Here is a 23,074-nt window from a genome sequence, read left to right on the forward strand (position 1 = left end):
CCATTATTTTCAGTCTTACTTTGCGCAACACTGCGCGTCTTTTATTAACTCAAGTCGGGTAATTTTGCGGCAGCGTTTTTCTCTATTCCAATAAGCGGCATTAAATTATCAACCGCGGAAGCATAATTAATTGCCGAACTCCAGCCGTCATACTCAGCGATTATTTTCGCTGAGGTGGCCTGCCAGACATCCTGCTCAACGCTGAGCAGATCGTTAATGCTCCGCTTGCTCAGGGTGTATTCATTTTTATAAACATCGCGGGCCCGCAGAGCATTTTCCAGCTGTTGCTTCCCCGCCTCCATTCGTCCCCGTGCGCCGGTCCAGTCAGCCTGCGCGACGGAGGCTTTTTGCAGGACATCGAAACGCGCCTGATCGACCTGAGAGGAGGCCATGGCCCGTGCGCCTTCCGCCTGCCGAACGCGAGCGGAAACCGCGCCCCCCTGATACAGCGGCGCGTCGATATTGAGCTGTATCTGGTCGTCCCAGTAGGAACGGTTGTCCGATTCATAACGGGTGCGCCCCCCCTTCAGGCTTAGCGTAGGCCAGTGCTGGGACTTCGCCGTTTCCACGCCATACTGAGCCGAGCGTTCCATGTTCTGCGCGGCCATCACCGCCGGTATCAGGGAATAATCGATGCGGTTGAGCGAGTCCGGCTCCACGGCAAGATTCGCGGGCACCGGCGAATAGGCCTCTGCCTGCATTCCGGTTAATACCGCAAGCCTGGCGCGCGCGCTGTTTAAGGCGGCGTGATACTGCGCGACCGTCGCCTGCATGCCGGCAATACGCGTGCGGGTCTGGAGCTCATCGGAGGTGGAACTCACGCCCGCGTCTGCGCGCAGCTTTGCCAGCTGTTCGACGTTCTTGAGCGCCTGCACGTTATCTATTGCCGCCTGCAGCAGATCGGAATAGCGTTTGACCTCGACATAGCTCAGCGCCGTTTTTTCCGCCACGTCCGAAAGCGTGCCCATCAGCTGATAGCGGTAACTATCGCGCTGGGCGGAGGACTGGCTGATGCTGTTATTGGTCTTGCCAAAATCGTACAGCAACTGCGTCAGGCTCAGCCCCCAGGCGGCTGAATTCTTCAGCGACCCGCTGGAATCGGTGGTCTGGCTGTGCCCTGTACTCCCGTTAAACGATATTTGCGGCATCCAGCCGCTGCGCGCTTCATCTATTTGTGCCTGGCCAATACCTAATTGCGCGGCCTGCTGGCTAATTGACGGATCGCGATCGATCGCAAAAAGAATACTTTCTTTTAAGGTTGTGGTTGCCACCGGGGCAATACCCACCTGATTACTATTGGCGAAAGCCGTATTTATGGCTAATGAAATGAATGCCAGTGCTGCTGTAAATCTGTGTAACATAGGCTTTCGTAATATCGTCATGTTATCTCCCTGACTCTGAGTGATACTCAAGCAAATACCCAAAAAGAGGTACAGATAATTAGACAAATATCTTATTTAGCTACCGTGCTGAATTTTAGGTAATAATCCCCATACCCATTTCCATTGGAGATGAGATCTGCCTGCGCTTTATTTCAATTAAGAATTTACTTATTTCTTAAACTGGTTAGCAGCATAACAAAATGCGGTATACCCCACTACACCCACAATGTTAACGTGGTGTTACAGATAAGAAAAAACATGGGGTTTCTGGACAAAACCCTGAAAATGGAGTTTCAAATGAAACATATAAAACCACTGTTATTTAAGGAAAATTCTTAATTCGTTCTATGCACATTTTTGCGTTAATTTCAGCGCGGGTCAGACACAAAGATTTTCAAAGAAGTGTCAATTTACGTAGCCCATGGGATATATTTAAAATTAAACGCTTTTAAAAAACTAATTAAAGCAATAAAATCCTGATTAATTTTAATTAAACAGCATTTAACATCGCTCAATGCCTAAACGCTGGTTACATAACCCAAATCGTTTAATAAAACATAACAATAACATCGTGATTAACATTCAATACGGCTTCCTTATACCTGCTTAATAAAATTTTAATAATCACCCATCTGAATCATCACGGCGCTGCACATCGTCCTGAGGACATTCCCCTTCTCTCTGCGTCAAAATGCTGTATTATGCAAACTATTGCGACATTTTGCAGGAATGCCCCCCCATGCACAAAACCGCTCGTCAACGCTACGTTCTGGATATCCTCAGCGAGCAAGGCCAGGCAAGCATCACTGAACTGGCCGAAAAGCTGCAGGTTTCAGCGGATACCATCCGTCGGGATCTGACCGATCTGGAAAACCAGGGCCTTGCGCAGAAGAACCACGGCGGAGCCATCGCGCTCAACCTCTCCGCCATGAACCGTCAGGGCCGCAACACGCTGCTGCCGGAGACCAAACAGCGACTGGGTAAACAGGTCGCACAGCAGGTTCCACCGGGCTCCACCCTGTTTCTGGATGCCGGAAGTACGGTGATGGCCGTCGCCACCTTTCTTCAGGGGCCGCTCACCGTCATTACTCCCTCGCTGGATATCGCCCAGCATTTTAGCGACCGGGAAGATATTGAGCTGATCCTGCTCGGCGGGAAATGGGACCACAAGCAGCGACTGTTTGCCGGAAGCGCTACGCTGTCTTTGCTGTCTCGTTATCGGGCAGATATCGCCATTCTTGGGGCGTGCGCCATTCATGCTGAACTCGGTTTGAGCGCCGGTAAAGAAGCGGATGCCGAGGTTAAACGCGCGATGCTGGACGCAAGCCACGCGCACTGGATTGTCGCCGACCACCTGAAAATTAACCGCTGCGAGCCGTATCTGGTGTCCGGGTTATCCAGCATCCAACAACTCTTTTTAGATCGTCCCTGGCCTGAGCTTGGGGACCATAGCGCACTGCAGGTTACGGTGTGCGCGAATTAACGTGGAGAAGGTCATGAGTAAAGTTCAAACAATCAACGTTGCGCTGATCGGGTATGGATTTGTCGGTAAAACCTTCCATGCCCCGCTGATCCAGTCTGTGGACGGGATTAAGCTGGCCGTGGTCTCTTCTCGTGATGAAGAGAAAGTTAAACGCGATCTGCCGGACGTACAGGTGGTAGCGACACCGGAAGAGGCCATTCAGCATCCTGATATCGATCTGGTGGTGATTGCCTCCCCCAACGCCACGCACGCCCCGCTGGCGACGCTGGCCCTGAACTCGGGGAAACACGTGGTCGTGGATAAGCCTTTTACCCTCGACATGCAGGAGGCCCGCGACCTGATTGCGCTGGCGGATGAAAAGCAGCTGCTGCTCTCCGTCTTCCACAACCGCCGCTGGGACAGCGATTTCCTCGGCATTAAGCAGATTATTGAGCAAGGCACGCTCGGCAAGGTTAAACACCTCGAATCGCACATTGACCGCTTCCGCCCGGAAGTGCGCGTGCGCTGGCGCGAGCAGAACGTCCCCGGGAGCGGTCTGTGGTTTGATCTGGGCCCTCACCTGATTGACCAGACGCTACAGCTCTTTGGCCTGCCGCAGTCGGTTCAGGGGAATATCGCGACGCTGCGCGACGGCGCAGAAATTAACGACTGGGCGCACGTGGTCTTAAACTACCCGGAGCATAAGGTCATTCTGCACGCCAGCATGCTGGTTGCTGGCGGTACGGCACGCTTTACCGCCCACGGGGACAAGGGCAGCGTGGTGAAAGCCAGAATCGACCAGCAGGAAGCGCAGCTGCTCGCAGGGGTGATCCCCGGCAGTGAAACCTGGGGCGAAGACGGCGACAGCATGGTGTTCTTTGGGGCCGACGGCGCACCGCAGACGATCCCTACCCCGAAAGGCGATCAGCGCCAGTATTACGTCAACGTACGTGATGCGCTGCTCGGGAAAATCACCAATCCTGTCCACCCTGTTGAGGCACTGGCGGTCATGGCCGTGCTGGAAGCGGCGGTGAAGTCGTCGGAGACGGGGTCAACGCAGCCGCTGGCGCTAACTGCTGAAGAGCGTGCGCTGCTGGGTTAAAAAATAAGCCGGGTGGCGCTGCGCCACCCGGCAAGCGTTAAAGACTACGAACGCTTTTTCGGCATCATGCGCAGAAGAGTATTATCTTTCCAGAAATAGTGATGCATCAGCGCCGCCGCCGCGTGCAGGCCAATCACAAAGTAGCCCAGGTTCGCCAGCGTCTCGTGCCACTCTTTCAACATATCAACCAGGTCGAAATTGGACTCCGCCGCATGCGGCATCGCCAGGCCGAAAGCAAACCAGTCGCTGCCCCGGTTATACATCATCACAATGCCAATCAGCGGCAGCGCAATAAACAGCAGATACACCACCAGGTGCCCAAGGTGGGACATCCCCGTTACCATCGCTTTTGGCTTCGGCTGAATCGGCGGCGCGCGGAATTTCAGGCGAACCAGCAGACGCGTCACCATCAGCACCAGGATACTGATACCGCACGAAACGTGGATCATATTGATTACTGGACGCGCGGTGCGCGGGAAGAAACCTTTGAACTCCATGGCGCAGTAGGCGACGATGATTAACAGAAACACCAGCCAGTGGATGCCGATTTGCAGGCTTGTATATTTAGTGCGCATGTGATTTCCCGATTAAAAACAGTTATCGCGCCAACATAATCTCCTTTCCTTAAAAATTCATTAAATTTTCTGTATGGTTTTTCAAATACTTCCTCCCGCATGAAGCATCTTCAATTGCCGCCCTGCCCGTGATGGTCTAAGCCTGGATGAGTTCAAACTGTCGCATCGACACGTTTACAGGAGAACACCATGAGTAAAATTGGCATTAACGGCTTTGGACGCATTGGGCGCCTTGTACTGCGCCGCCTTCTTGAAACCCAGGACAGCAATACCGTCGTCGCCATCAACGACCTCACCTCACCGAAAGTGCTGGCCTACCTGCTCAGGCATGATTCCAACTATGGCGGCTTCCCGTGGAGCGTGGATTTCACCGAGGATGCGCTGATTGTGGACGGAAAAACCATTGCGGTGTACGCCGAAAAAGAGGCGAAGCACATTCCGTGGAAAGCCGCAGGCGTGGATATCGTCGTGGAGTGCACCGGCTTTTATACCTCTGAAGAGAAATCACGGGCGCACCTGGACGCCGGCGCGAAGAAAGTGCTGATCTCTGCGCCTGCGGGCGAGATGAAAACCATCGTCTACAGCGTGAATGACGACACCATTGACGCCAGTGACACCATTATTTCCGTCGCATCCTGCACCACCAACTGCCTCGCCCCGCTGGCGAAAGCCCTGAACGATGCGTTTGAAATAAAAGTGGGCACCATGACCACCATTCATGCCTATACCGGTACGCAGGCGCTGGTGGATGGCCCGCGCGGGAAAGACCTTCGCGCCTCACGGGCGGCGGCAGAGAATATCATTCCCCACACCACAGGTGCCGCAAAGGCCATCGGTCTGGTGATCCCGGCGCTCAGCGGCAAGCTGAAGGGCCACGCGCAGCGCGTGCCGGTAAAAACGGGTTCGGTCACCGAGCTGGTGGCGATTCTGGGCAAGAAAGTCACCGTTGAGGAGATCAACGCCGCGCTGAAAAAGGCGACGCAGGGCAATAAATCGTTCGGGTATACCGACGAAGAGATTGTGTCGTCCGATGTGATTGGCTCGCATTACGGTTCGGTGTTTGACGCCACGCAGACGGAGGTGTCAGAAGCGGGAGAGCTACAGCTGGTGAAAGCGGTAGCGTGGTATGACAATGAATATGGTTTCGTGACGCAGCTGGTGCGGACGCTGGATAAGTTTGCGGCGCTGTAATATGTTCCCCCCTCTCTCCAGAGAGGGGTGTTTACTGAATATTCAGAGAAGCGAGCGCCTGGACAACGCATCCGCGAGGACCGGATCCTGCTGCAGCTTTTTCCACGCGGCAACCACCGCATCTGGGAATTCAACGTGCGCGATAAAATCCCGCCCGGCCGGGCCATAGCCGTTAACGTCATCATACAAACGGGGCAGCTCCCCCAGAACCAGTGAAAGGTAGCGGTCAACGGGCCACAGTCCGCTGTTGCCCTCGCTAAACTCCACGCCCTCTTTGCCGTTATGCAGTATCGGCGTAATCCCTGGGTGGCTTTTCCACTGCGGTGACGCGGGTTCATCCTGGCAAACGCGGGCAAACGTCGCCATCGTTCGGCGCTGCATCGTCGGATCCTGCACCACCAGCATCCGCCCGGTCGCTCGCTGATGCTGTTTCAGCATATTCCAGCTAAAACGCGCGTTCTCACCGCAGTTGGTGGAGCGATCCTCAATCCACAGGCGCGCATCGGGGATCTGCCAGAACTCCCGCGCAATGTCGGCAAGAATGCTCGCTTCGGCCCGCCCTTCGACCTGTAAGGTGTGATAACGCGGATGACTGCCAATAGCTGAATATAAAAACGCGGTTGAATGACCAATACCGCCGCTAATCAGGAGCGGGATTTCTCGCTGCGCGGCAATACGGCAGGCCGCCTCAATGGTCGGGATTACCGCGTTCCCGGCCAGGATCACCGCATCGACGTCCGGGGACTGGCGGCTGCCGCTCAGGTCATCCTGCGCCAGCCATTCACCGACAGTATTGATGGCCGCCAGCGTGGCATCCGGCAGGATGGGAAAATGGGGCTGAACCATGGTGAACTCCTCATTTATGTCTCTTCAGGGTAGCGGCTTCTTACCGATAACGCAGAGGCGGGCTCTGAAACCAGACGTTTTTTTATCGCCCAAATTGTCATTTTTCTGAAATAACCAGAAACATCCAAAAACAATCGGGTTGCACCTGCATATTATGCTTTTGGTTTTCCATCATACAAAACATCCTGTTGCACATGCTCTCTGCAAAAGCACTCAACGCTGCATATTTCACCGTGATCTGACCAGTATCATCCCCCGTTAGCTTGCCAAATACAACATACAACCCTAAGTTGCTTAACAACTTCACAACCTTTTTTCATCATCACAGGTTGCACCTGAAGCGCGCCAGGTGACACCTCATACATCATCAACGTGGCGGGGTTTCAGGTCATGACAGAACATGAAAGTACGACGACGGTATTACGAAAAAATAAGAAGGTGTTAATCGCCAGCCTTACCGGGAGCGCCATTGAATGGTTTGACTATTTTCTCTACGGTACGGCGGCCGCGCTGGTCTTCAATAAGATCTTTTTCCCGATGGTCGATCCGGTTATCGGGCTCATCCTCTCTTATCTCTCGTTCTCATTAACCTTTTTCATTCGCCCCATTGGCGGGGTACTTTTCGCCCATATCGGCGACCGCATCGGACGTAAAAAAACCCTCGTTCTCACCCTCTCTCTGATGGGAGGTGCAACCGTCATGATCGGTCTGCTGCCCACGTATGAAATGATTGGCCTGTGGGCGCCCGCTCTGCTGATCCTGATGCGTATCATTCAGGGGATGGGCATAGGCGGTGAATGGGGCGGCGCGCTGCTGCTGGCCTATGAATACGCGCCCGAAAAACGTAAAGGCTTCTTCGGCAGTATTCCGCAGGCGGGCGTCACCATCGGTATGCTAATGGCAACCTTTATCGTTTCGCTGATGACGCTTTTCAGCGAGGAGGATTTCCTCTCCTGGGGCTGGCGCATCCCGTTCCTGCTGAGCTCGGTTCTGGTGTTGCTTGGCCTGTGGATCCGTAAGGACATCGACGAGACGCCTGATTTCAAGAAGGTAAAACAATCGGGCCAGGTGGCGAAAGCGCCTCTGCGCGATACCCTGAAACACCACTGGCGCGAAGTATTGATTGCCGCCGGTCTGAAGGTGGTAGAAACCGCACCGTTCTACATCTTCTCGACGTTTGTCGTGAGCTATGCCACCACGACGCTGACGTATCAAAAGTCTCAGGCGCTGGAAGCCGTGACGCTGGGAGCCCTGGTGGCCACGGTGATGATCCCGTTAATGGGGATGCTCTCGGATAAAATTGGCCGTCAACGCATGTATGCCGCGAGCGTCTTCATCCTGGGTTTGTTTATCGTGCCGTGGTTTATGCTGCTCAATACCGGAACAACCTGGGGCATTGTGCTTGCGACGGTCATCGCCTTTGGCGTGCTGTGGGCACCGGTAACGGCGGTACTCGGCACGCTGTGCTCTGAAATTTTTAGTGCAAACGTACGCTACACCGGCATTACGCTCGGTTATCAGCTGGGTGCCGCGCTGGCAGGCGGTACCGCGCCGCTGATTGCCACCGGACTGCTGGCGAAATATGACGGCGACTGGGTTCCGGTGGCCTGGTATCTTGCCGTCACGGTAGCCATTTCCCTAATTGCGATTTTCTGCGCCAGCCGCGTTAAGCGAACATCCCCTCTGCAGGCACAGCCCGAACATCTCTGATCGTTGTCGGCCCGACTTTCGGGCCGCTCTTTTTCCTTAAACTTCCCTTCTACATTTGATTAACATGCGTAAATCATATTCACTTGAATTATCATTTGCGGCAGACGTGGAAACGCTAGCACGCTAATTATTCAATTATTTCTAAGGTAAATGACGTTATGCGCCTGCCCGAACGCGACCCTTATGCTCCTCGCGAGTGGCAGCCACATGAGAAACCCGCCCTGCTGGGTTCGCCTTCCACACCTGAGCACAGTACGCCAAAACGGATTGCCTACGGCGTCGTTGGCCTGCTGGTGTGCCTGACGGGGGCGCTGGGAAATGCGGTGGTGACCGCCAACCTGCAAAATCTGCAGGGCACCTTCGGGGCCTGGTCGACCGAAATCGCCTGGCTGCCCGCGGTCTACGTCATGACCAACATCTCTATCAACCTGCTGCTGGTCAAGTTCCGCCAGCAGTACGGTCTGCGCGCCTTCACGGAAGGTTTTCTGGTGCTGTACGTGCTGGTGACCTTTTTCCACCTGTTCGTTAACGATCTCAGCTCGGCGCTGATGGTGCGCGCCGCGCACGGGATGGTGGCCGCCGCGCTCAGCTCGCTGGGGATTTACTATCAGATCCAGGCCTGGCCTGCGAAGCACCGCCTGAAGGCGCTCACCATCGGGATTACCGGGTCGTCGCTCGCCATCCCTCTGGCCCGCCTGTTTTCCACCGAACTGCTGCAGCTGGACGAGTGGCGCGGGCTCTATTTCTTCGAGCTCGGGCTGGCGCTGATCTCCCTGGCCTGCGTGATAGCCTTAAAACTGCCGCCGGGCGACAGGCGCAAGGTCTTTGAGAAGAAAGACTTCATCACCTTCTTTTTAATGGCCCCCGGAATGGCCCTGCTCTGCGCCGTGCTCTCGTTGGGCCGCCTTGACTGGTGGTTCGAGGCGCCGTGGATCGGCTGGTCGCTGGCGCTATCGCTGGTGCTGATTGTGGCCGCCATCGTCTTTGAACATAACCGCACCAACCCGCTGCTGAACACCCGCTGGCTGTCGAGCGGCAGCATCGTCCGTCTGGGGCTGATCATGCTGCTGATCCGTATCGTGCTGGCAGAGCAAAACACCGGAGTCATCGGCTGGCTGCAGTACGTGGGGTTGCAGAACGAGCAGATGACCCACCTGGCGTGGTCCATTTTCGCCGGGATCGTCTGCGGGATTGTCACCAGCTGCCTCACGATTAAGCCGACCAAACTGGCGTGGCCAATCATCACCTCCCTGGCGCTGATGATTGTTGCCTCGCTGCTGGACAGCCAGTCCAACAACCTGACCCGGCCGGATCAGCTGATGCTAAGCCAGTTTCTGCTGGGCTTCGGCAGCGCCTTTTTCCTGGCGCCCGCTATGCTGGCCGCCATTGGCGGCGTGATCGCCGACCCGCGCAACCTGGTCAGCTTCTCGGTGATGTTCGGCATGAGTCAGAACCTCGGCGGCCTGCTGGGCTCCGCGATCCTCGGAACCTTCCAGACCTGGCGCGAGAAGTACCACTCCAGCCTGCTGGCGGACCAGCTCACCACGCTCAATCCGCTGGTCAACGAGCGTATCCAGCTTTACACCCAGATGTACCGGAGCCTGATTGGCGACAGTTCGCTGCTGGGAACGCAGGCGATAACGCAGCTGCAAACGGTGACGACGCTTGAGGCGAATATTCTGGCTTACAACGATACTTATCTGCTGACGGCGGGCATCGCTGCCGCCACGCTGGTCTGGATTTTATGGCGCTTGCTGCGCCTGCGCATCACTGCCCGTATGGCGCTTAAGAACGCCACCGGCAACAAATAATTAAAATATTTCTGGAGAGTTTATGAGTCAGCAGGATGCCGCCAAAGAGCAGGCCAACACCCGCAAAAATGTGCGCATTGTTTCCGTTTTCACCGCCGCTGCCATCGGTATTGTCGGCGTACTGGTGATCCTTTACGCATGGCAGCTGCCGCCGTTCACCCGCCACGCGCAGTTTACCGACAACGCCTACGTGCGCGGTCAGACGACGTTCATAAGTCCTCAGGTGAATGGCTATATCACCGAGGTGAAGGTTCAGGACTTTGTGCAGGTTAAAAAAGGCGACCTGCTGCTGCAGATTGATGACCGCATCTATCGTCAGCGCGTGCATCAGGCCGAGGCACAGCTGGCGATGAAAACTGCCGCGCTCAATAACAACCTGCAGCAGCGTAAAAGCGCCGAAGCGACGATCGCCAAAAACGACGCGGCGCTGAAAAATGCCCGCGCCCAGAGCCTGAAAACCCAGGCGGATTTAAAGCGGGTGAAGGATTTGACGGCTGACGGATCGCTTTCCATTCGCGAGCGCGACGCGGCGCTGGCCAGCGCGGCCCAGGGCAGCGCCGACATCGAGCAGGCCAAAGCCTTGCTTGAGATGTCGCGTCAGGATCTGCAGACGGTAATTGTGAACCGCGGCGCGCTGGAGGCGGATGTCGAAAATGCGAAAGCGGCGCTGGAGCTGGCGCAAATTGACCTGCAAAACACCCGAATTACCGCCCCGCGCGACGGCCAACTCGGCCAGATTGCCGTGCGTCTCGGGGCGTACGTAACCGCAGGGACCCACCTCACCACCCTTGTGCCTCCGCAGCACTGGGTCATTGCCAATATTAAAGAGACCCAGCTCGAGGAGCTGCGCGTTGGTCAGCCTGTCAAATTCACCGTCGATGCCCTGAACAACAAATCGTATCAGGGCCGAGTGGAGAGCATCTCGCCGGCAACCGGAGTTGAATTCAGCGCCATCACGCCGGACAACGCCACCGGCAACTTTGTCAAAATCGCCCAGCGTATTCCGGTGCGCATCGAGGTGCTCGGCAAGCCTGAGGAGTCCGCCCTGCTGCGTCCGGGCATGTCGGTGCAGGTGACCATTGATACGCGGGAGGGCAAACAATGACCCTTCGCCCGATTGCCGGTCTGGTACTGGCGGTGACGCTGGCCGGATGCCAGTCCGTCGACGTAAAACCGGCGCAGCCGACGCTGCACATCCCCACCCAGTGGCGCGCCGATTCCGGCCCTGCCAGCCCGGCGGAGCAGCTCTGGTGGCGCAATTTCCACGACAATAACCTCAACCGCTACGTGGACCAGGCGCTTAAAAACAACAGCGACGTGCTGATCGCCCGCGAACGAATTAACGAGTATCAGGCGCGGGCCTTTGCGGCCGACGGCAGCCTGTTTCCGTCGCTTGACGCGGGCGTAACGGGGACGCGCGCCCGTTCGCAATCCGCCGCGACCGGGCTGCCGGTCTACGGCACGCTGTACAGAGGTAGCCTGACGGCGAGCTACGATGTGGATATCTGGGGCGTTAACCGCAGCACGGCCAATGCCGCCGAAGCCTCGCTGGCGGCGCAAAAAGCCGCCGCTGCCGCCGCGGATTTGACCGTCGCGTCTTCCGTTGCGTCCGGGTATGTCACCCTGCTCTCGCTTGACGAACAGCTGCGGGTGACCGAATCCACGCTGAAATCGCGCGAAGAGGCATTTAACCTCGCGAAACGTCAGTTTGAGACGGGCTACAGCTCGCGTCTGGAGCTGATGCAGTCGGATTCCGAACTCCGCTCAACGCGAGCGCAGGTTCCCGTGCTGCAGCATCAGATTGCACAGCAGGAGAACGCCCTCAGCCTGCTGCTGGGAAGCAATCCCGGCGCGGTAGCGCGCAGCGAAAGCTTTGAGACGCTGACGCCGCTGACGCTGCCGTCACAGCTGCCTTCTACGCTCCTGAACCGTCGGCCGGATATCGTTCAGGCCGAACGCCAGCTGGTTGCGGCTGACGCCTCGCTTGCCGCGTCGCGCGCGAGCCTGCTGCCGTCGTTCAACCTGACCGCAACAGGATCGATACAGGATCGCACCCTGTCCGGCCTGCTGGACAACCCGCTTCAGCTCTGGAGCGTCGGGGGCAGTATTCTCGCCCCGCTGCTGAACCGCCAGGCGCTGAATGCGCAGGTGGATATTTCCCAGTCCCAGCGTAATCAGGCGCTGTACGCCTATGAAAAAACCGTGCGTAACGCGTTTGCCGAAGTGAACAACAGCCTTGATGCTATTACGCGCTATCAGCAACAGCTGACGGAGCTGCTTGCCCAGCAGGAGGTGGCGCAGGAGACGCTGCGCATTGCGCAGAACCGCAATCGCAACGGCTACTCCTCCTATCTGGACGTGCTGGACGCCCAGCGCACGCTGTACTCGGTGCAGACCAGCGTGGTGCAGGTGAAAAATAACCTGCTGCTGGCGCAGATCGATTTGTACAGGGCGCTGGGCGGCGGCTGGAAGAGCGCGTGAACCGCCTTGCGCGCTAATGCCCTCACCCCAACCCTCTCCCACAGGGAGAGGGAGAAAAATCCAAGGAGTCAATCTATGCATCAACAATGGCCTGCAGTAGATAATTACATGATTTCTTCGCTGATCCCTGACGATGACGTGCTTCATCAGGTACTGGAAAACAACAAGCGCGCCGGGCTACCCGAACACGATGTTGCGGCCAATCAGGGGCAACTGCTGGCGCTGTTCGTGCGTATGACCCAGGCAAGACGCATTCTTGAGATCGGTACGCTGGGCGCCTATAGCTCAATCTGGATGGCGCGCGCCCTGCCGCCGGACGGAAAGCTGATTACGCTCGAGGCTGACCCGACGCATGCCGATGTGGCCCGCCAGAATATTCACCTCGCGGGGCTGAGCGATCGCATTGAACTTATTGAAGGCCCGGCGCTGAGCTCGCTGGAGAATTTCGGTGACGTTCCGCCGTTCGACCTGATCTTTATTGATGCCGATAAGCCAAACAATCCCGGCTATCTGGAGTGGGCGCTGCACTACTCCCACCCGGGTACGGTGATTATCGGCGATAACGTGGTGCGCGACGGCGAAGTGATTAACGGGCAAAGCGACGACGCGCGCGTGCTGGGGGTGCGGCGTTTTATCGAAATGATTGGGGATAACCCGCGCCTAACCGCCACCGCGCTGCAAACGGTGGGGGTTAAAGGATGGGATGGATTTACGCTGGCAATAGTGAACGGGTGAAAAAACGTGCGGGCTGATGCCCTCACCCCGGTCCTCTCCCACAGGGAGAGGGAGAAAACCGGGCAAGGGTTTTAAGCGGAAATCTGCTCCATCGCCTGCAAAATACGCTTATCCGAAATCGGATACGGCGTACCGAGCTGCTGGGCAAAGAAGCTGACGCGCAGCTCCTCTATCATCCAGCGGATCGCCTGAACGTCTTCATCGTCGCGGCGCGCCGGCGGCAGCTTGTTTAGCCACTGCTGCCACGCCTGCTGCACGCTCTCCACTTTCAGCATCTGCGCGCGATCGCGGTGCGGGTCGATAGCCATTTTTTCCAGACGTTTTTCAATCGCCTGAAGATAGCGCAGCGTATCGCCCAGACGCTTAAAGCCGTTGCCGGTGACAAAGCCGCGATAGACCAGCCCCGCCATCTGCGCCTTCACGTCCGACAGCCCCAGCGCCATGGTCATATCCACGCGCCCCTTCAGGCGCTTGTTGATATTGAATACGGCGGTAAGGATCTGCTCGACCTGTTTGGCAATCTCCACCACGGTGTCGTTCAGCTCCGCGCGCACCTTTTCATGGAGCTGAGCAAAGCCCTCTTCCGTCCAGACCGGACCGCCCGCCTCGTGGATCAGCTTGTCCACGCCGCAGGAGATGCAGTCGTCAATCAGATCCAGCACCTTGCCGTACGGGTTAAAGTACAGCCCGAGCTTGGCCTTGTTCGGCAGCTTCTCGTGCAGATACTTGATCGGCGACGGGATGTTGAGCAGCAGCAGGCGACGCAGCCCGCGCCACATCATCTGCTGCTGTTCCTGCGGATTATCAAACAGTTTGATCGCCACGCTGTCGCGCTCGTCCACAAGCGCCGGCCAGGCTTTGACCTTATAATTACCGCGCTTCTGTTCGTAGCTTTCCGGAAGCTGACCAAAGCTCCAGATATGCAGCCCGCTCTGCTCGATACCGTCGTCCGCCACCGCAGACAGCGTTTCCTGAACTTTGCCTTTCAGCGCCTCTTTCAGCTCGCTCAGCGAACGCCCTTCCAGCAGCTTTTTGTTTTTATCATCCACCACGCGGAAGCTGATTTTCAGGTGATCGGGCACCTGATCCCAGTTCCAGTCATCGCGGTCGATGGTGGTGCCGGTCATGCGGCGGAATTCACGCTCCAGAGCGTCCAGCAGCGGCAGCTCCAGCGGCGTAACGCGGCCTAAAAACGCTTCCGCATAGTTTGGCGCAGGCACAAAGTTACGGCGCACCGGTTTCGGCAGGGATTTGATCAGCGCAATCACCAGCTCGCGGCGCAGGCCGGGGATTTGCCACTCGAACCCGCTCTCGTCAAGCTGGTTTAACAGCGGCAGCGGAATATGAACGGTCACGCCATCCGCGTCGGCACCCGGTTCAAACTGATACGTCAGACGCAGCTTGAGGTTGCCCTGATGCCAGAAGTTCGGGTAGTCGAGCTTGCTGACCGACTCTGCCCCCTCTTTAATCAGCATGCTCTTTTCAAAGTTGAGCAGGTCCGGCGTCTCTTTGCTGGCCTTCTTCCACCAGCTGTCGAAATGGCGAGCGGATATGACATCGTGGCTGATGCGCTGGTCGTAAAACTCAAACAGCGCCTCATCGTCCACCAGAATGTCGCGGCGGCGCGACTTGTGCTCAAGCTCCTCCACTTCTGCCCGCAGCTTCAGGTTTTCGCGGAAGAACGCATGGCGCGTCTGCCAGTCACCCTCCACCAGCGCGTGGCGGATAAACAGCTCGCGGCTGAGCGCCGGGTCAATCTGGCTGTAGTTAACCTTACGCGCGGCAACTACCGGCAGGCCGTAAACGGTCACTTTCTCGGTCGCCATCACCGCGCCCTGCGCACGCTCCCAGTGCGGTTCACTGTAAGAGCGTTTCAGCAGGTGCTGGGCCACCGGCTCCACCCATTCCGGATCGATGCGCGCGGCAATGCGCCCCCACAGGCGGCTGGTTTCCACCAGCTCGGCAACCATGGTCCATTTCGGCGGCTTCCTGAACAGGCCGGAACCCGGGAAGATGGAGAAACGGGCGTTACGCGCGCCGGTATACTCCTGCTTTTCGGCGTCCTTCATCCCAATGTGGGACAGCAGGCCGGTCAGCAGCGCGATATGAATCTCGCGGTACTCCGCCGGCTCGCTGTTGACCGGAATGCCCAGCTCTTTCACCACCTGGCGCAGCTGGGTGTAGATATCCTGCCACTCGCGCACGCGCAGGTAGTTGAGGAAATCCACGCGGCACTGGCGGCGGAACTGGTTCGAGGAGAGCGCTTTCTGCTGCTCGCCGAGATAGTTCCACAGGTTTACGAAGGCGAGGAAATCGGACTCTTTGTCGTGGAAGCGACGGTGCTTTTCATCAGACGCCTGCTGCTTGTCCATCGGACGCTCGCGCGGATCCTGAATGGAGAGCGCCGAGGTAATGATCATCGCCTCGCGCACGCAGCCGTGCTTCTGCGCTTCCAGCACCATACGGGCCAGACGCGGATCCACCGGCAGCTGGCTGAGCTGGCGGCCCAGCGGCGTCAGCTTGTAGACCGTCGCCTGCTCGTCGGTGGTAATGGCGCCGAGCTCTTCCAGCAGACGCACGCCGTCCTGAATGTTGCGTTTGTCCGGCGCTTCGACGAACGGGAACGCCGCGATGTCGCCCAGCCCCAGCGCGGTCATCTGCAGGATAACGGACGCCAGGTTGGTGCGCAGAATTTCCGGATCGGTGAATTCCGGGCGCGACAGGAAATCGTCTTCGGAATAGAGACGAATACAGATCCCTTCCGACACGCGGCCGCAGCGGCCCTTACGCTGGTTAGCGGACGCCTGGGAGACCGGCTCAATCGGCAGCCGCTGGACCTTGGTGCGGTAGCTGTATCGGCTGATGCGCGCCGTGCCCGGGTCGATCACGTATTTGATCCCCGGTACGGTCAGCGAGGTTTCCGCCACGTTGGTCGCCAGGACGATGCGGCGCCCGCCGTGCGGCTGGAATACGCGGTTCTGCTCGCTGTTTGACAGGCGCGCGTACAGCGGCAGGATCTCGGTGTGGCGCAGGTCGCGCTTGCTGAGCGCATCGGCGGTGTCGCGGATTTCGCGCTCGCCGCTCATGAAGATCAGGATATCGCCCGCGCTTTCGTTGCCCAGCTCGTCAACGGCGTCGAAGATGGCCTGCAGCTGGTCGCGCTCGGTATCGTCCGCCTCTTCCACAATCGGGCGATAGCGCACTTCCACAGGGTACGTGCGTCCTGACACCTCGATAATAGGCGCATTGTTGAAATGCTTCGAGAAGCGCTCCGGGTCAATGGTCGCGGAGGTGATGATGATTTTCAGATCCGGGCGACGCGGCAGAAGCTCTTTCAGGTAGCCAAGCAGGAAGTCGATGTTCAGGCTGCGCTCGTGCGCTTCGTCGATGATGATGGTGTCGTACTGCATCAGCAGACGATCCTGCTGGATTTCCGCCAGCAGAATACCGTCGGTCATCAGCTTCACCATGGTGTTATCGCTGACGTGGTCGCTGAATCGCACCTTGTAACCGATGCAGCCGCCCGGCTCGGTCTGCAGCTCTTCGGCAATACGGTTCGCCACGGTACGCGCCGCCAGCCGACGCGGCTGGGTGTGGCCAATCAGCCCTTTCAGGCCGCGTCCCAGCTCCATACAGATTTTCGGCAGCTGGGTGGTTTTTCCCGAACCGGTTTCGCCCGCGACGATCACCACCTGGTGGTCGCGTACAGCCTCAAGGATGTCCTGTTTTTTCTGGCTGACGGGCAGGTTTTCCGGGTAGGTAATCGCCGGACGTGCGGCTTCGCGCAGCACAACTTTCCCTGCCGCCTGGTCAATCTCTTTCGCCATCTCCTGGTAAATGGCCTGTTGTGCATCAGGATTTTTAACCTTCTTCACGCCGTGCAGACGGCGCGCAAAGCGCTGCTTATCGCGCAGCATCAGAGAATCAAGCTGCTGCAGGAGCATCGGGAAGGTGATTTTTTGTTGTTCTGTCATAGCGATAGTGGGCAGTGCTCTGCCGGGTAAAATCTCTTTTTAATGATTGATATAGAGTACCACATCAGCGCTTTTAGCGCCTTATTCAAAAAATTCGAACATAGGCTTCGATATATTGCGCTATCCCTGCGACAGGATTGTGAATAGAGTGTCAACAAGCAACGGGGCAACCCCCTTCAATCAAATGCAAAAACAGGAATCACCCATGAGCAAAGTATTAGTTTTGAAATCCAGTATTCTGGCAGGGTACTCTCAGTCTGGTCAGCTGTCTGATTACTTCGTTGAACAGTGGCGTGAACAGCATTCCGCTGACGAAATCACCGTGCGTGACCTGGCTGCAAACCCAATTCCTGTGCTGGACGGCGAGCTGGTTGGCGCGCTGCGCCCAAGCGATGCACCGCTGTCTCCACGTCAGCAGGAAGCCCTGGCCCTGTCCGACGAGCTGATTGCTGAACTGCAGGCGCACGACGTTATCGTCATCAACGCCCCAATGTACAACTTCAACATCCCTACCCAGCTGAAGAACTACTTCGACCTGGTGGCGCGCGCTGGCGTAACCTTCCGTTACACCGAGAACGGCCCTGAAGGCCTGGTGAAAGGTAAACGTGCGATCGTACTGACCAGCCGTGGCGGTATCCATAAAGACACCCCGACCGACCTGGTTGCGCCGTACCTGAGCCTGTTCCTGGGCTTCATCGGCATCACCGACGTGAACTTCGTGTTCGCTGAAGGTATCGCTTACGGTCCGGAAGTGGCGACCAAAGCGCAGACCGACGCGAAAGCCGCCATCGACAGCCTGGTAGCAGCCTAAGACTTCACCCTCTCACCGCCTGGTGGGAGGGTTTTTCTTTTCCCCGCATTTCGTTATCATCCGCTCCCACTCTCCAGCCGGGCGGCCTGATGTCTGCGATTATTGATTCTTTTATTGCCCCACCGTGTCACGACGACATTCAGATCCTCTGGCAGGATGAACATCTGTTGCTGATCGATAAGCCTTCCGGTCTGCTCAGCCTCTCGGGCAAAAAACCGCAAAATCTTGATTCCGTCCATTATCGTCTGGTCCAGACGTACCCCGGCTGCACGCTGGTACACCGTCTGGATTTCGGCACGTCCGGGCTGATGGTGGTTGCGCGCAATAAGGCCATCAACGCGGCGCTGTGCCAGCAGTTCAGCCAGCGCAGCGTGGAGAAGGTCTACAGCGCCCTGCTTTGCGGTCATGTGGAAAATGACGAGGGAATAATAGATGCGCCGATTGCCAAAGACCCGGCGCTGTTCCCGCTGATGTCGATCTGCCCCATCAGCGGAAAACCCGCCCGTTCCGGCTATCGGGTGGTGGAACGGTTTTATCAGGAAACGGGACTGCCGTTAACGCGGGTGGAACTTACTCCGGAGACCGGGCGAACCCACCAGCTGCGCATTCACTGTCAGCAGCTGGGGCACCCGATTCTGGGCTGCGACCTGTATGGTGGTCTTGAAGCGCCTGGGGCTGAGGAAACGCCCCGGCTGATGCTGCATGCCAGCGAGTTGAATTTTATTCATCCCGTGAGCGGAGAGCCGGTTAACGCCCGTCACGCCGCCCCGTTCTGAATGCGGTTTACCACATCAAATCGTCAGGGATTTTGAAGTCCGCGTACGGATCGTCTTCATCCTGCTCTTCCTGGCTGAGCGCGCTGTTTAAGACGATGCTGTCGGCATCGCGCTGGGCAATTTTATCGGCCACCACCGCCGGAATAATCGCGTATTCACAGTCGCCGCTGGCGTTGATGACCAGACGAGCAATCGCCAGACGGCCGTTGATCAGCTGAGCCTGAGTTTGCTTGTCGACCTCGATTTTTTTGATCAGATTGCCGTCGGTGAAGTTAAAGGTGATGTTGCCTTTCGCCACGGTGATGCGGTTCATCTCAATCAGCTGCTTCACCTGCGCTTTAAACTCTTTCGCCAGCACGGCCTGCTTCTGCTGCTCGCTCAGCAGCTTGTCACGCTCGATCTGCGCTTTCTTGTTCTCTTCTACCGCTTCCCGAGCCTCGCGCGCCTGAACGCGTGATTTCTTTGCCGTGCGCTGCACTTTCGCCGCTTTTTTGCTGCTGACTAAGCCCGCTTTCAGCATCTGCTCTTGTAAGGTGAGTTTTGTCATGATTGTTTCTAAACCGGTTGGAAATTTTGGGCAGTATAACGTGAAGTGCGCCGTTCATGAAGTTCGCTCATGTTGCATTGAAATTAAGTCACTTCCCCTGCGCCGCGGGCTCAGGCATAAATTATGCATCGGTAACTTCTTAGCAACATGAACTTAGGATGCATAACCACAATGAGCAAAGCTTTCACATATACCCTTAAGCGCAGTTGCTTCGATGAGAATTACAACCCGTCAGAAAATACGCGTACGACCACCAACTTTGCTAACCTGGCGCGCGGGGAAAAGCGTCAGGAAAACCTGCGCAATACGCTGGTGATGATCAACAACCGCTTTAACGCCCTGGCGCGCTGGGATAACCCAAACGCCGATCGCTACGCGGTTGAGCTGGAAATCATCTCTGTCGACTTGAACATTGGCGCGGAAAAACCGTTCCCGGCCATTGAGATATTGCAAACCACGATTGTCGACAAAAAAAATAACAAGCGTATCCCTGGCATCGTCGGAAATAACTTCTCTTCTTACGTGCGGGATTATGATTTCAGCGTGCGGCTGCTGGAACACAACAAGAACCAGCAGCACTTCAGCATTCCGGAAAAGTTTGGCGAACTGCACGGCAATATTTTCCGCCACTTTGTGAGCTCGCCGGAATACAAAGAGAACTTCAGCAAGGGTCCGGTGATCTGCCTGAGCGTCTCCAGCAAAGACACCTATCGCCGCAACGGTAACCAGCATCCTGTGCTGGGCATTGAATATCAGCCGGATGGCGAGTCGCTGACGGAACAGTACTTCGCGAAGATGGGCCTGCAGGTTCGCTATTTCATGCCGGAAAACAGCGTGGCGCCTTTCGCGTTCTTCTTTACCGGCGATTTGCTGAGCGACTACACCGATCTGGAGCTGATTGCCACCATCAGTACGATGGAGACGTTCCAGAAAATCTATCGCCCGGAAATTTATAACGCAAACTCGGCGGCGGGACTGTGCTACCGACCGGATCTGAACCAGCAGGATCACTCCTTAACCAAAATTGTTTATGACCGGGAAGAGCGTAGCCGACTGGCGATTGAACAGGGTCGCTTCACCGAAACGTACTTTATTAAGCCTTACCAACACATTCTTGAGCAGTGGTCTGATAACTACACGCTTTAATTCATCACAAAAAAGGTCTTTTATTATGAAAACATTGCTCCCGACTTCTACGGCTGGCAGCCTGCCTAAACCGACCTGGCTTGCACAACCTGAAACGCTGTGGTCACCCTGGAAATTACAGGATCAGGAACTCCTGGCGGGTAAACAGGACGCGCTGCGCCTGTCTCTGGATGAGCAGATCCGCGCGGGTATCGATATCGTCAGCGACGGAGAACAGACCCGCCAGCACTTCGTCACCACCTTTATTGAACACCTGAGCGGCGTGGATTTTGAAAATCGCCAGACGGTGCGCATTCGTAACCGCTACGACGCCAGCGTGCCGACCGTGGTTTCTGCCGTTGCGCGTCAGAAGCCGGTATTCGTGGACGATGCGAAATACCTGCGTCAGCTCACGGACAAGCCGATCAAATGGGCCCTGCCCGGGCCGATGACCATGATCGACACCCTTTACGACGCGCACTATAAAAGCCGCGAAAAGCTGGCCTGGGAATTCGCCAAAATCCTCAATCAGGAAGCGCGTGAGTTAGAGGCCGCAGGCGTGGATATTATCCAGTTTGATGAACCGGCATTTAACGTCTTTTTTGACGAGGTGAACGACTGGGGTATCGCCGCGCTGGAGCGCGCCATTGAAGGGCTGAAGTGCGAAACCGCGGTACATATCTGCTACGGCTACGGCATCAAAGCCAATACCGACTGGAAAAAAACGCTCGGCTCAGAGTGGCGCCAGTACGAAGAGGCCTTCCCTAAGCTGCAGACCTCTAATATCGACATCATCTCACTGGAGTGCCACAACTCCCGCGTGCCGATGGATCTGCTGGAGCTGATCCGCGGTAAAAAGGTGATGGTCGGCGCGATTGATGTGGCAACCAACGCCATTGAAACGCCGGAGGAAGTCGCCGATACGCTGCGTAAAGCGCTGCAATTCGTCGATGCCGACAAGCTTTACCCGTCAACCAACTGCGGCATGGCCCCGCTTTCGCGCCAGGTGGCTAACGGCAAGCTGAAAGCGCTCAGCGCCGGCGCAGAGATTATCCGCAAGGAGCTCGGCGCGTAATCCCTTACGTTTGCCAGTAGAGCGGCGTACCGAAAAACGCCACGTAATAATCAATCACCGCCCTGACGTTCAGGGGCGGATGACGTGCGTTAGGATAGATCGCCGCAATATTGAGTTGCTCCGTGTTGATGGCGCACGCCATTTCCGGCATAAGGGCGACCAGCTCCCCCCGCTTCAGCCAGTCGCCAATCAGCCAGTCCGGAAACAGGACGATCCCCATCCCGCCCAGCGCGGCAATGAGCAGCGACTCCGCATTATTGGACGTCATCAGCGGCGCGACGGGATAATGCACCCAATTCTCCCCTTTGCGACGTACGAGCCAGCGGTTAGGCCCGGACGAACCGCGATAGACCAGACATTTGTGCTGGCTCAGCTCGGCCGGATCGGCCGGGACGCCGTGTTGACGCAGATACGCGGGCGACGCGGCGAGGTGGTAGCGCTGCTGCCCAAAAACACGGGCGTGGAACGTCGAATCCGTCAGCGTGCCGATGCGGAAAATGAGATCGGCGGCGTCCCGGTGCGGGTCGATAAAGTCATCGGTCAGCGTTAGCTCTATGGTTAACCGTGGATAACGCTCGGCCAGGCCTGCCAGTCCGGGCGCAACGTGTCTCTGTCCAAAAAATACCGGCCCATTTATGCGGACCGTGCCGGAGGGTTCGGTCGAACGTTCGTCCAGCTCCCGACGCGCCTCTTCGAAGTTATCGACCATCGCCCGGGCATAGCGGATAAACAGATGCCCGCTTTCCGTGGGGATCACCGCCCGGGTATTGCGATAGAACAGCTGCTGGCCGAGCGCGTCCTCAAGCTGATGAACAATGCGCGACACCTGCGAGGCAGAGATTCCCTCTCGTCGCGCGACGATGGAAAAGTTCTGCGTTTCATAGACGGCAATAAACAGCAGCAGTGAGCGAAGGTTCATGCTTCCGGTATCTGGCATTAATGCATTTCCTGCAAAAGTGTTTCATGCATTATGGCATTTTTCTCACGGGTCTACCGACGTAATCTTCTTCGCCTGAAAACGGAGGAAGCGTAATGCAGTTTGTTTTGATTTTACTGGTGATTGCCGGCGGGATGGGCCTCTCCGTCGAGGCGGGGCTGCTGGGGCCATTAGGGGGAGAAGTGGGCGATTTATGGGCTACCTTCAGCATTTTTGGCGTCGGCGCCGCGCTGACGTTTCTGCTGATGCTGTTTTTCAGCCCGCGCAGCAGCCCGTCGTTTTTCGCCCAGCCCGGCTGGCAGCTGCTCGGCGGCGTGCTTGGCCCTGTTTACGTGGTCATTCTGACGATCGCCACGCCGACCATCGGCATCGCTCTGACGATGATTGGCATTCTGGCTGGTCAGGTTTTTAAAAGCCTGATCATTGACCACTTTGGCCTGCTGGGTACGCCGCACAGGAAGATAAACGCAAAACGTATCGTGGCGCTGGTTTTTATTATTGCGGCACTGGTTCTGGTCGCGCAGGGGTGATGAT

At 56.9% G+C, this 23,074-nt stretch carries 19 protein-coding genes; 13 read left to right on the forward strand and 6 right to left on the reverse strand.

Annotated elements, in window-relative coordinates; genetic code table 11:
• Nucleotides 1–44: 44 nt before the first annotated feature.
• Complete coding sequence (locus UTM25_RS07265; protein WP_194399177.1) at nt 45–1,382, reverse strand: TolC family outer membrane protein; 1,338 nt, start codon at nt 1,380–1,382, stop codon at nt 45–47.
• A gap of 739 nt (nt 1,383–2,121) precedes the next feature.
• Between UTM25_RS07265 and UTM25_RS07270 the strand changes: the two genes are divergently transcribed.
• Both UTM25_RS07270 and UTM25_RS07275 read left to right on the forward strand, forming a co-directional pair.
• The gene (locus UTM25_RS07270; protein ID WP_023311644.1) at nt 2,122–2,865 is read left to right on the forward strand and encodes a DeoR/GlpR family DNA-binding transcription regulator; all 744 of its coding nucleotides are present in this window, start codon (nt 2,122–2,124) and stop codon (nt 2,863–2,865) included.
• A 13-nt stretch (nt 2,866–2,878) separates the two neighbouring features.
• The gene (locus UTM25_RS07275; RefSeq protein ID WP_194399176.1) at nt 2,879–3,946 is read left to right on the forward strand and encodes an oxidoreductase; all 1,068 of its coding nucleotides are present in this window, start codon (nt 2,879–2,881) and stop codon (nt 3,944–3,946) included.
• A gap of 44 nt (nt 3,947–3,990) precedes the next feature.
• On the opposite strand, the gene cybB is transcribed toward UTM25_RS07275, so the two are convergent.
• On the reverse strand, nt 3,991–4,521 hold the full coding sequence (cybB, locus tag UTM25_RS07280) for a cytochrome b561 (protein WP_047061828.1): 531 nt from the start codon (nt 4,519–4,521) through the stop codon (nt 3,991–3,993).
• 189 nt (nt 4,522–4,710) lie between these two features.
• Here cybB and gap point away from each other — a divergent pair, with 189 nt between their 5' ends.
• Complete coding sequence (gap, locus tag UTM25_RS07285) at nt 4,711–5,712, forward strand: type I glyceraldehyde-3-phosphate dehydrogenase (protein WP_029740556.1); 1,002 nt, start codon at nt 4,711–4,713, stop codon at nt 5,710–5,712.
• 42 nt (nt 5,713–5,754) lie between these two features.
• On the opposite strand, the gene UTM25_RS07290 is transcribed toward gap, so the two are convergent.
• Complete coding sequence (locus UTM25_RS07290) at nt 5,755–6,558, reverse strand: YdcF family protein (RefSeq protein ID WP_194399175.1); 804 nt, start codon at nt 6,556–6,558, stop codon at nt 5,755–5,757.
• 390 nt (nt 6,559–6,948) lie between these two features.
• Between UTM25_RS07290 and UTM25_RS07295 the strand changes: the two genes are divergently transcribed.
• From UTM25_RS07295 to UTM25_RS07315, 5 genes are all read left to right on the forward strand, one after another.
• A complete protein-coding gene (locus tag UTM25_RS07295) occupies nt 6,949–8,268 on the forward strand; it encodes an MFS transporter (RefSeq protein ID WP_194399174.1) in 1,320 nt (439 codons plus the stop codon).
• A 158-nt stretch (nt 8,269–8,426) separates the two neighbouring features.
• Nucleotides 8,427–10,079 (forward strand): MFS transporter, encoded by a 1,653-nt coding sequence (locus UTM25_RS07300; RefSeq protein ID WP_194399173.1) that lies wholly within the window; start codon nt 8,427–8,429, stop codon nt 10,077–10,079.
• A 22-nt stretch (nt 10,080–10,101) separates the two neighbouring features.
• Entirely contained in the window at nt 10,102–11,184 is a 1,083-nt protein-coding gene (locus tag UTM25_RS07305; RefSeq protein WP_320714547.1) for an HlyD family secretion protein, read from the forward strand.
• Nucleotides 11,181–12,560 (forward strand): efflux transporter outer membrane subunit, encoded by a 1,380-nt coding sequence (locus UTM25_RS07310; RefSeq protein WP_194399171.1) that lies wholly within the window; start codon nt 11,181–11,183, stop codon nt 12,558–12,560. The genes UTM25_RS07305 and UTM25_RS07310 overlap by 4 nt, the downstream gene beginning before the upstream one ends.
• A 75-nt stretch (nt 12,561–12,635) precedes the next feature.
• Nucleotides 12,636–13,295, forward strand: a complete 660-nt coding sequence (locus UTM25_RS07315) for an O-methyltransferase (RefSeq protein ID WP_194399170.1) — start codon at nt 12,636–12,638, stop codon at nt 13,293–13,295.
• 71 nt (nt 13,296–13,366) lie between these two features.
• On the opposite strand, the gene hrpA is transcribed toward UTM25_RS07315, so the two are convergent.
• Nucleotides 13,367–17,269, reverse strand: a complete 3,903-nt coding sequence (gene hrpA / locus UTM25_RS07320; RefSeq protein ID WP_194399169.1) for an ATP-dependent RNA helicase HrpA — start codon at nt 17,267–17,269, stop codon at nt 13,367–13,369.
• A 205-nt stretch (nt 17,270–17,474) separates the two neighbouring features.
• Between hrpA and azoR the strand changes: the two genes are divergently transcribed.
• Together azoR and UTM25_RS07330 are read left to right on the forward strand one after the other, a co-directional pair.
• A complete protein-coding gene (azoR, locus tag UTM25_RS07325; RefSeq protein ID WP_008502313.1) occupies nt 17,475–18,080 on the forward strand; it encodes an FMN-dependent NADH-azoreductase in 606 nt (201 codons plus the stop codon).
• Nucleotides 18,081–18,169: 89 nt separating this feature from the next.
• Nucleotides 18,170–18,856 carry an RluA family pseudouridine synthase gene (locus tag UTM25_RS07330; RefSeq protein ID WP_320714548.1) on the forward strand — a complete coding sequence of 229 codons (687 nt, stop codon included), beginning with the start codon at nt 18,170–18,172 and terminating at the stop codon, nt 18,854–18,856.
• Between the two features lie 7 nt (nt 18,857–18,863).
• On the opposite strand, the gene UTM25_RS07335 is transcribed toward UTM25_RS07330, so the two are convergent.
• Nucleotides 18,864–19,403 carry a DUF2058 domain-containing protein gene (locus tag UTM25_RS07335; RefSeq protein ID WP_021242569.1) on the reverse strand — a complete coding sequence of 180 codons (540 nt, stop codon included), beginning with the start codon at nt 19,401–19,403 and terminating at the stop codon, nt 18,864–18,866.
• A 171-nt stretch (nt 19,404–19,574) separates the two neighbouring features.
• On the opposite strand from UTM25_RS07335, the gene UTM25_RS07340 reads away from it, so the two are divergent.
• The gene (locus UTM25_RS07340) at nt 19,575–20,549 is read left to right on the forward strand and encodes a DUF1852 domain-containing protein (protein WP_194399167.1); all 975 of its coding nucleotides are present in this window, start codon (nt 19,575–19,577) and stop codon (nt 20,547–20,549) included.
• Nucleotides 20,550–20,574: 25 nt separating this feature from the next.
• Entirely contained in the window at nt 20,575–21,603 is a 1,029-nt protein-coding gene (locus UTM25_RS07345; protein WP_194399166.1) for a methionine synthase, read from the forward strand.
• 4 nt (nt 21,604–21,607) lie between these two features.
• Here UTM25_RS07345 and UTM25_RS07350 read toward each other — a convergent pair whose 3' ends face one another.
• On the reverse strand, nt 21,608–22,540 hold the full coding sequence (locus tag UTM25_RS07350; protein WP_194399165.1) for a LysR family transcriptional regulator: 933 nt from the start codon (nt 22,538–22,540) through the stop codon (nt 21,608–21,610).
• A gap of 95 nt (nt 22,541–22,635) precedes the next feature.
• On the opposite strand from UTM25_RS07350, the gene UTM25_RS07355 reads away from it, so the two are divergent.
• On the forward strand, nt 22,636–23,070 hold the full coding sequence (locus UTM25_RS07355; RefSeq protein WP_047647834.1) for a DMT family transporter: 435 nt from the start codon (nt 22,636–22,638) through the stop codon (nt 23,068–23,070).
• Nucleotides 23,071–23,074: the final 4 nt, after the last annotated feature.

The sequence above is a fragment of the Enterobacter sp. 61D5 genome, assembly GCF_034107965.1.
Classification (GTDB): Bacteria; Pseudomonadota; Gammaproteobacteria; order Enterobacterales; family Enterobacteriaceae; genus Enterobacter; species Enterobacter cloacae_M.

Excerpts from the sequence above, each read along its gene's own strand:
- UTM25_RS07265 (WP_194399177.1), bottom strand. The coding sequence starts at position 1,382 with ATGACGATATTACGAAAGCCTATGTTACACAGATTTACAGCAGCACTG.
- UTM25_RS07270 (WP_023311644.1), top strand. The coding sequence starts at position 2,122 with ATGCACAAAACCGCTCGTCAACGCTACGTTCTGGATATCCTCAGCGAG.
- UTM25_RS07275 (WP_194399176.1), top strand. The coding sequence starts at position 2,879 with ATGAGTAAAGTTCAAACAATCAACGTTGCGCTGATCGGGTATGGATTT.
- cybB (WP_047061828.1), bottom strand. The coding sequence starts at position 4,521 with ATGCGCACTAAATATACAAGCCTGCAAATCGGCATCCACTGGCTGGTG.
- gap (WP_029740556.1), top strand. The coding sequence starts at position 4,711 with ATGAGTAAAATTGGCATTAACGGCTTTGGACGCATTGGGCGCCTTGTA.
- UTM25_RS07290 (WP_194399175.1), bottom strand. The coding sequence starts at position 6,558 with ATGGTTCAGCCCCATTTTCCCATCCTGCCGGATGCCACGCTGGCGGCC.
- UTM25_RS07295 (WP_194399174.1), top strand. The coding sequence starts at position 6,949 with ATGACAGAACATGAAAGTACGACGACGGTATTACGAAAAAATAAGAAG.
- UTM25_RS07300 (WP_194399173.1), top strand. The coding sequence starts at position 8,427 with ATGCGCCTGCCCGAACGCGACCCTTATGCTCCTCGCGAGTGGCAGCCA.
- UTM25_RS07305 (WP_320714547.1), top strand. The coding sequence starts at position 10,102 with ATGAGTCAGCAGGATGCCGCCAAAGAGCAGGCCAACACCCGCAAAAAT.
- UTM25_RS07310 (WP_194399171.1), top strand. The coding sequence starts at position 11,181 with ATGACCCTTCGCCCGATTGCCGGTCTGGTACTGGCGGTGACGCTGGCC.
- UTM25_RS07315 (WP_194399170.1), top strand. The coding sequence starts at position 12,636 with ATGCATCAACAATGGCCTGCAGTAGATAATTACATGATTTCTTCGCTG.
- hrpA (WP_194399169.1), bottom strand. The coding sequence starts at position 17,269 with ATGACAGAACAACAAAAAATCACCTTCCCGATGCTCCTGCAGCAGCTT.
- azoR (WP_008502313.1), top strand. The coding sequence starts at position 17,475 with ATGAGCAAAGTATTAGTTTTGAAATCCAGTATTCTGGCAGGGTACTCT.
- UTM25_RS07330 (WP_320714548.1), top strand. The coding sequence starts at position 18,170 with ATGTCTGCGATTATTGATTCTTTTATTGCCCCACCGTGTCACGACGAC.
- UTM25_RS07335 (WP_021242569.1), bottom strand. The coding sequence starts at position 19,403 with ATGACAAAACTCACCTTACAAGAGCAGATGCTGAAAGCGGGCTTAGTC.
- UTM25_RS07340 (WP_194399167.1), top strand. The coding sequence starts at position 19,575 with ATGAGCAAAGCTTTCACATATACCCTTAAGCGCAGTTGCTTCGATGAG.
- UTM25_RS07345 (WP_194399166.1), top strand. The coding sequence starts at position 20,575 with ATGAAAACATTGCTCCCGACTTCTACGGCTGGCAGCCTGCCTAAACCG.
- UTM25_RS07350 (WP_194399165.1), bottom strand. The coding sequence starts at position 22,540 with ATGCCAGATACCGGAAGCATGAACCTTCGCTCACTGCTGCTGTTTATT.
- UTM25_RS07355 (WP_047647834.1), top strand. The coding sequence starts at position 22,636 with ATGCAGTTTGTTTTGATTTTACTGGTGATTGCCGGCGGGATGGGCCTC.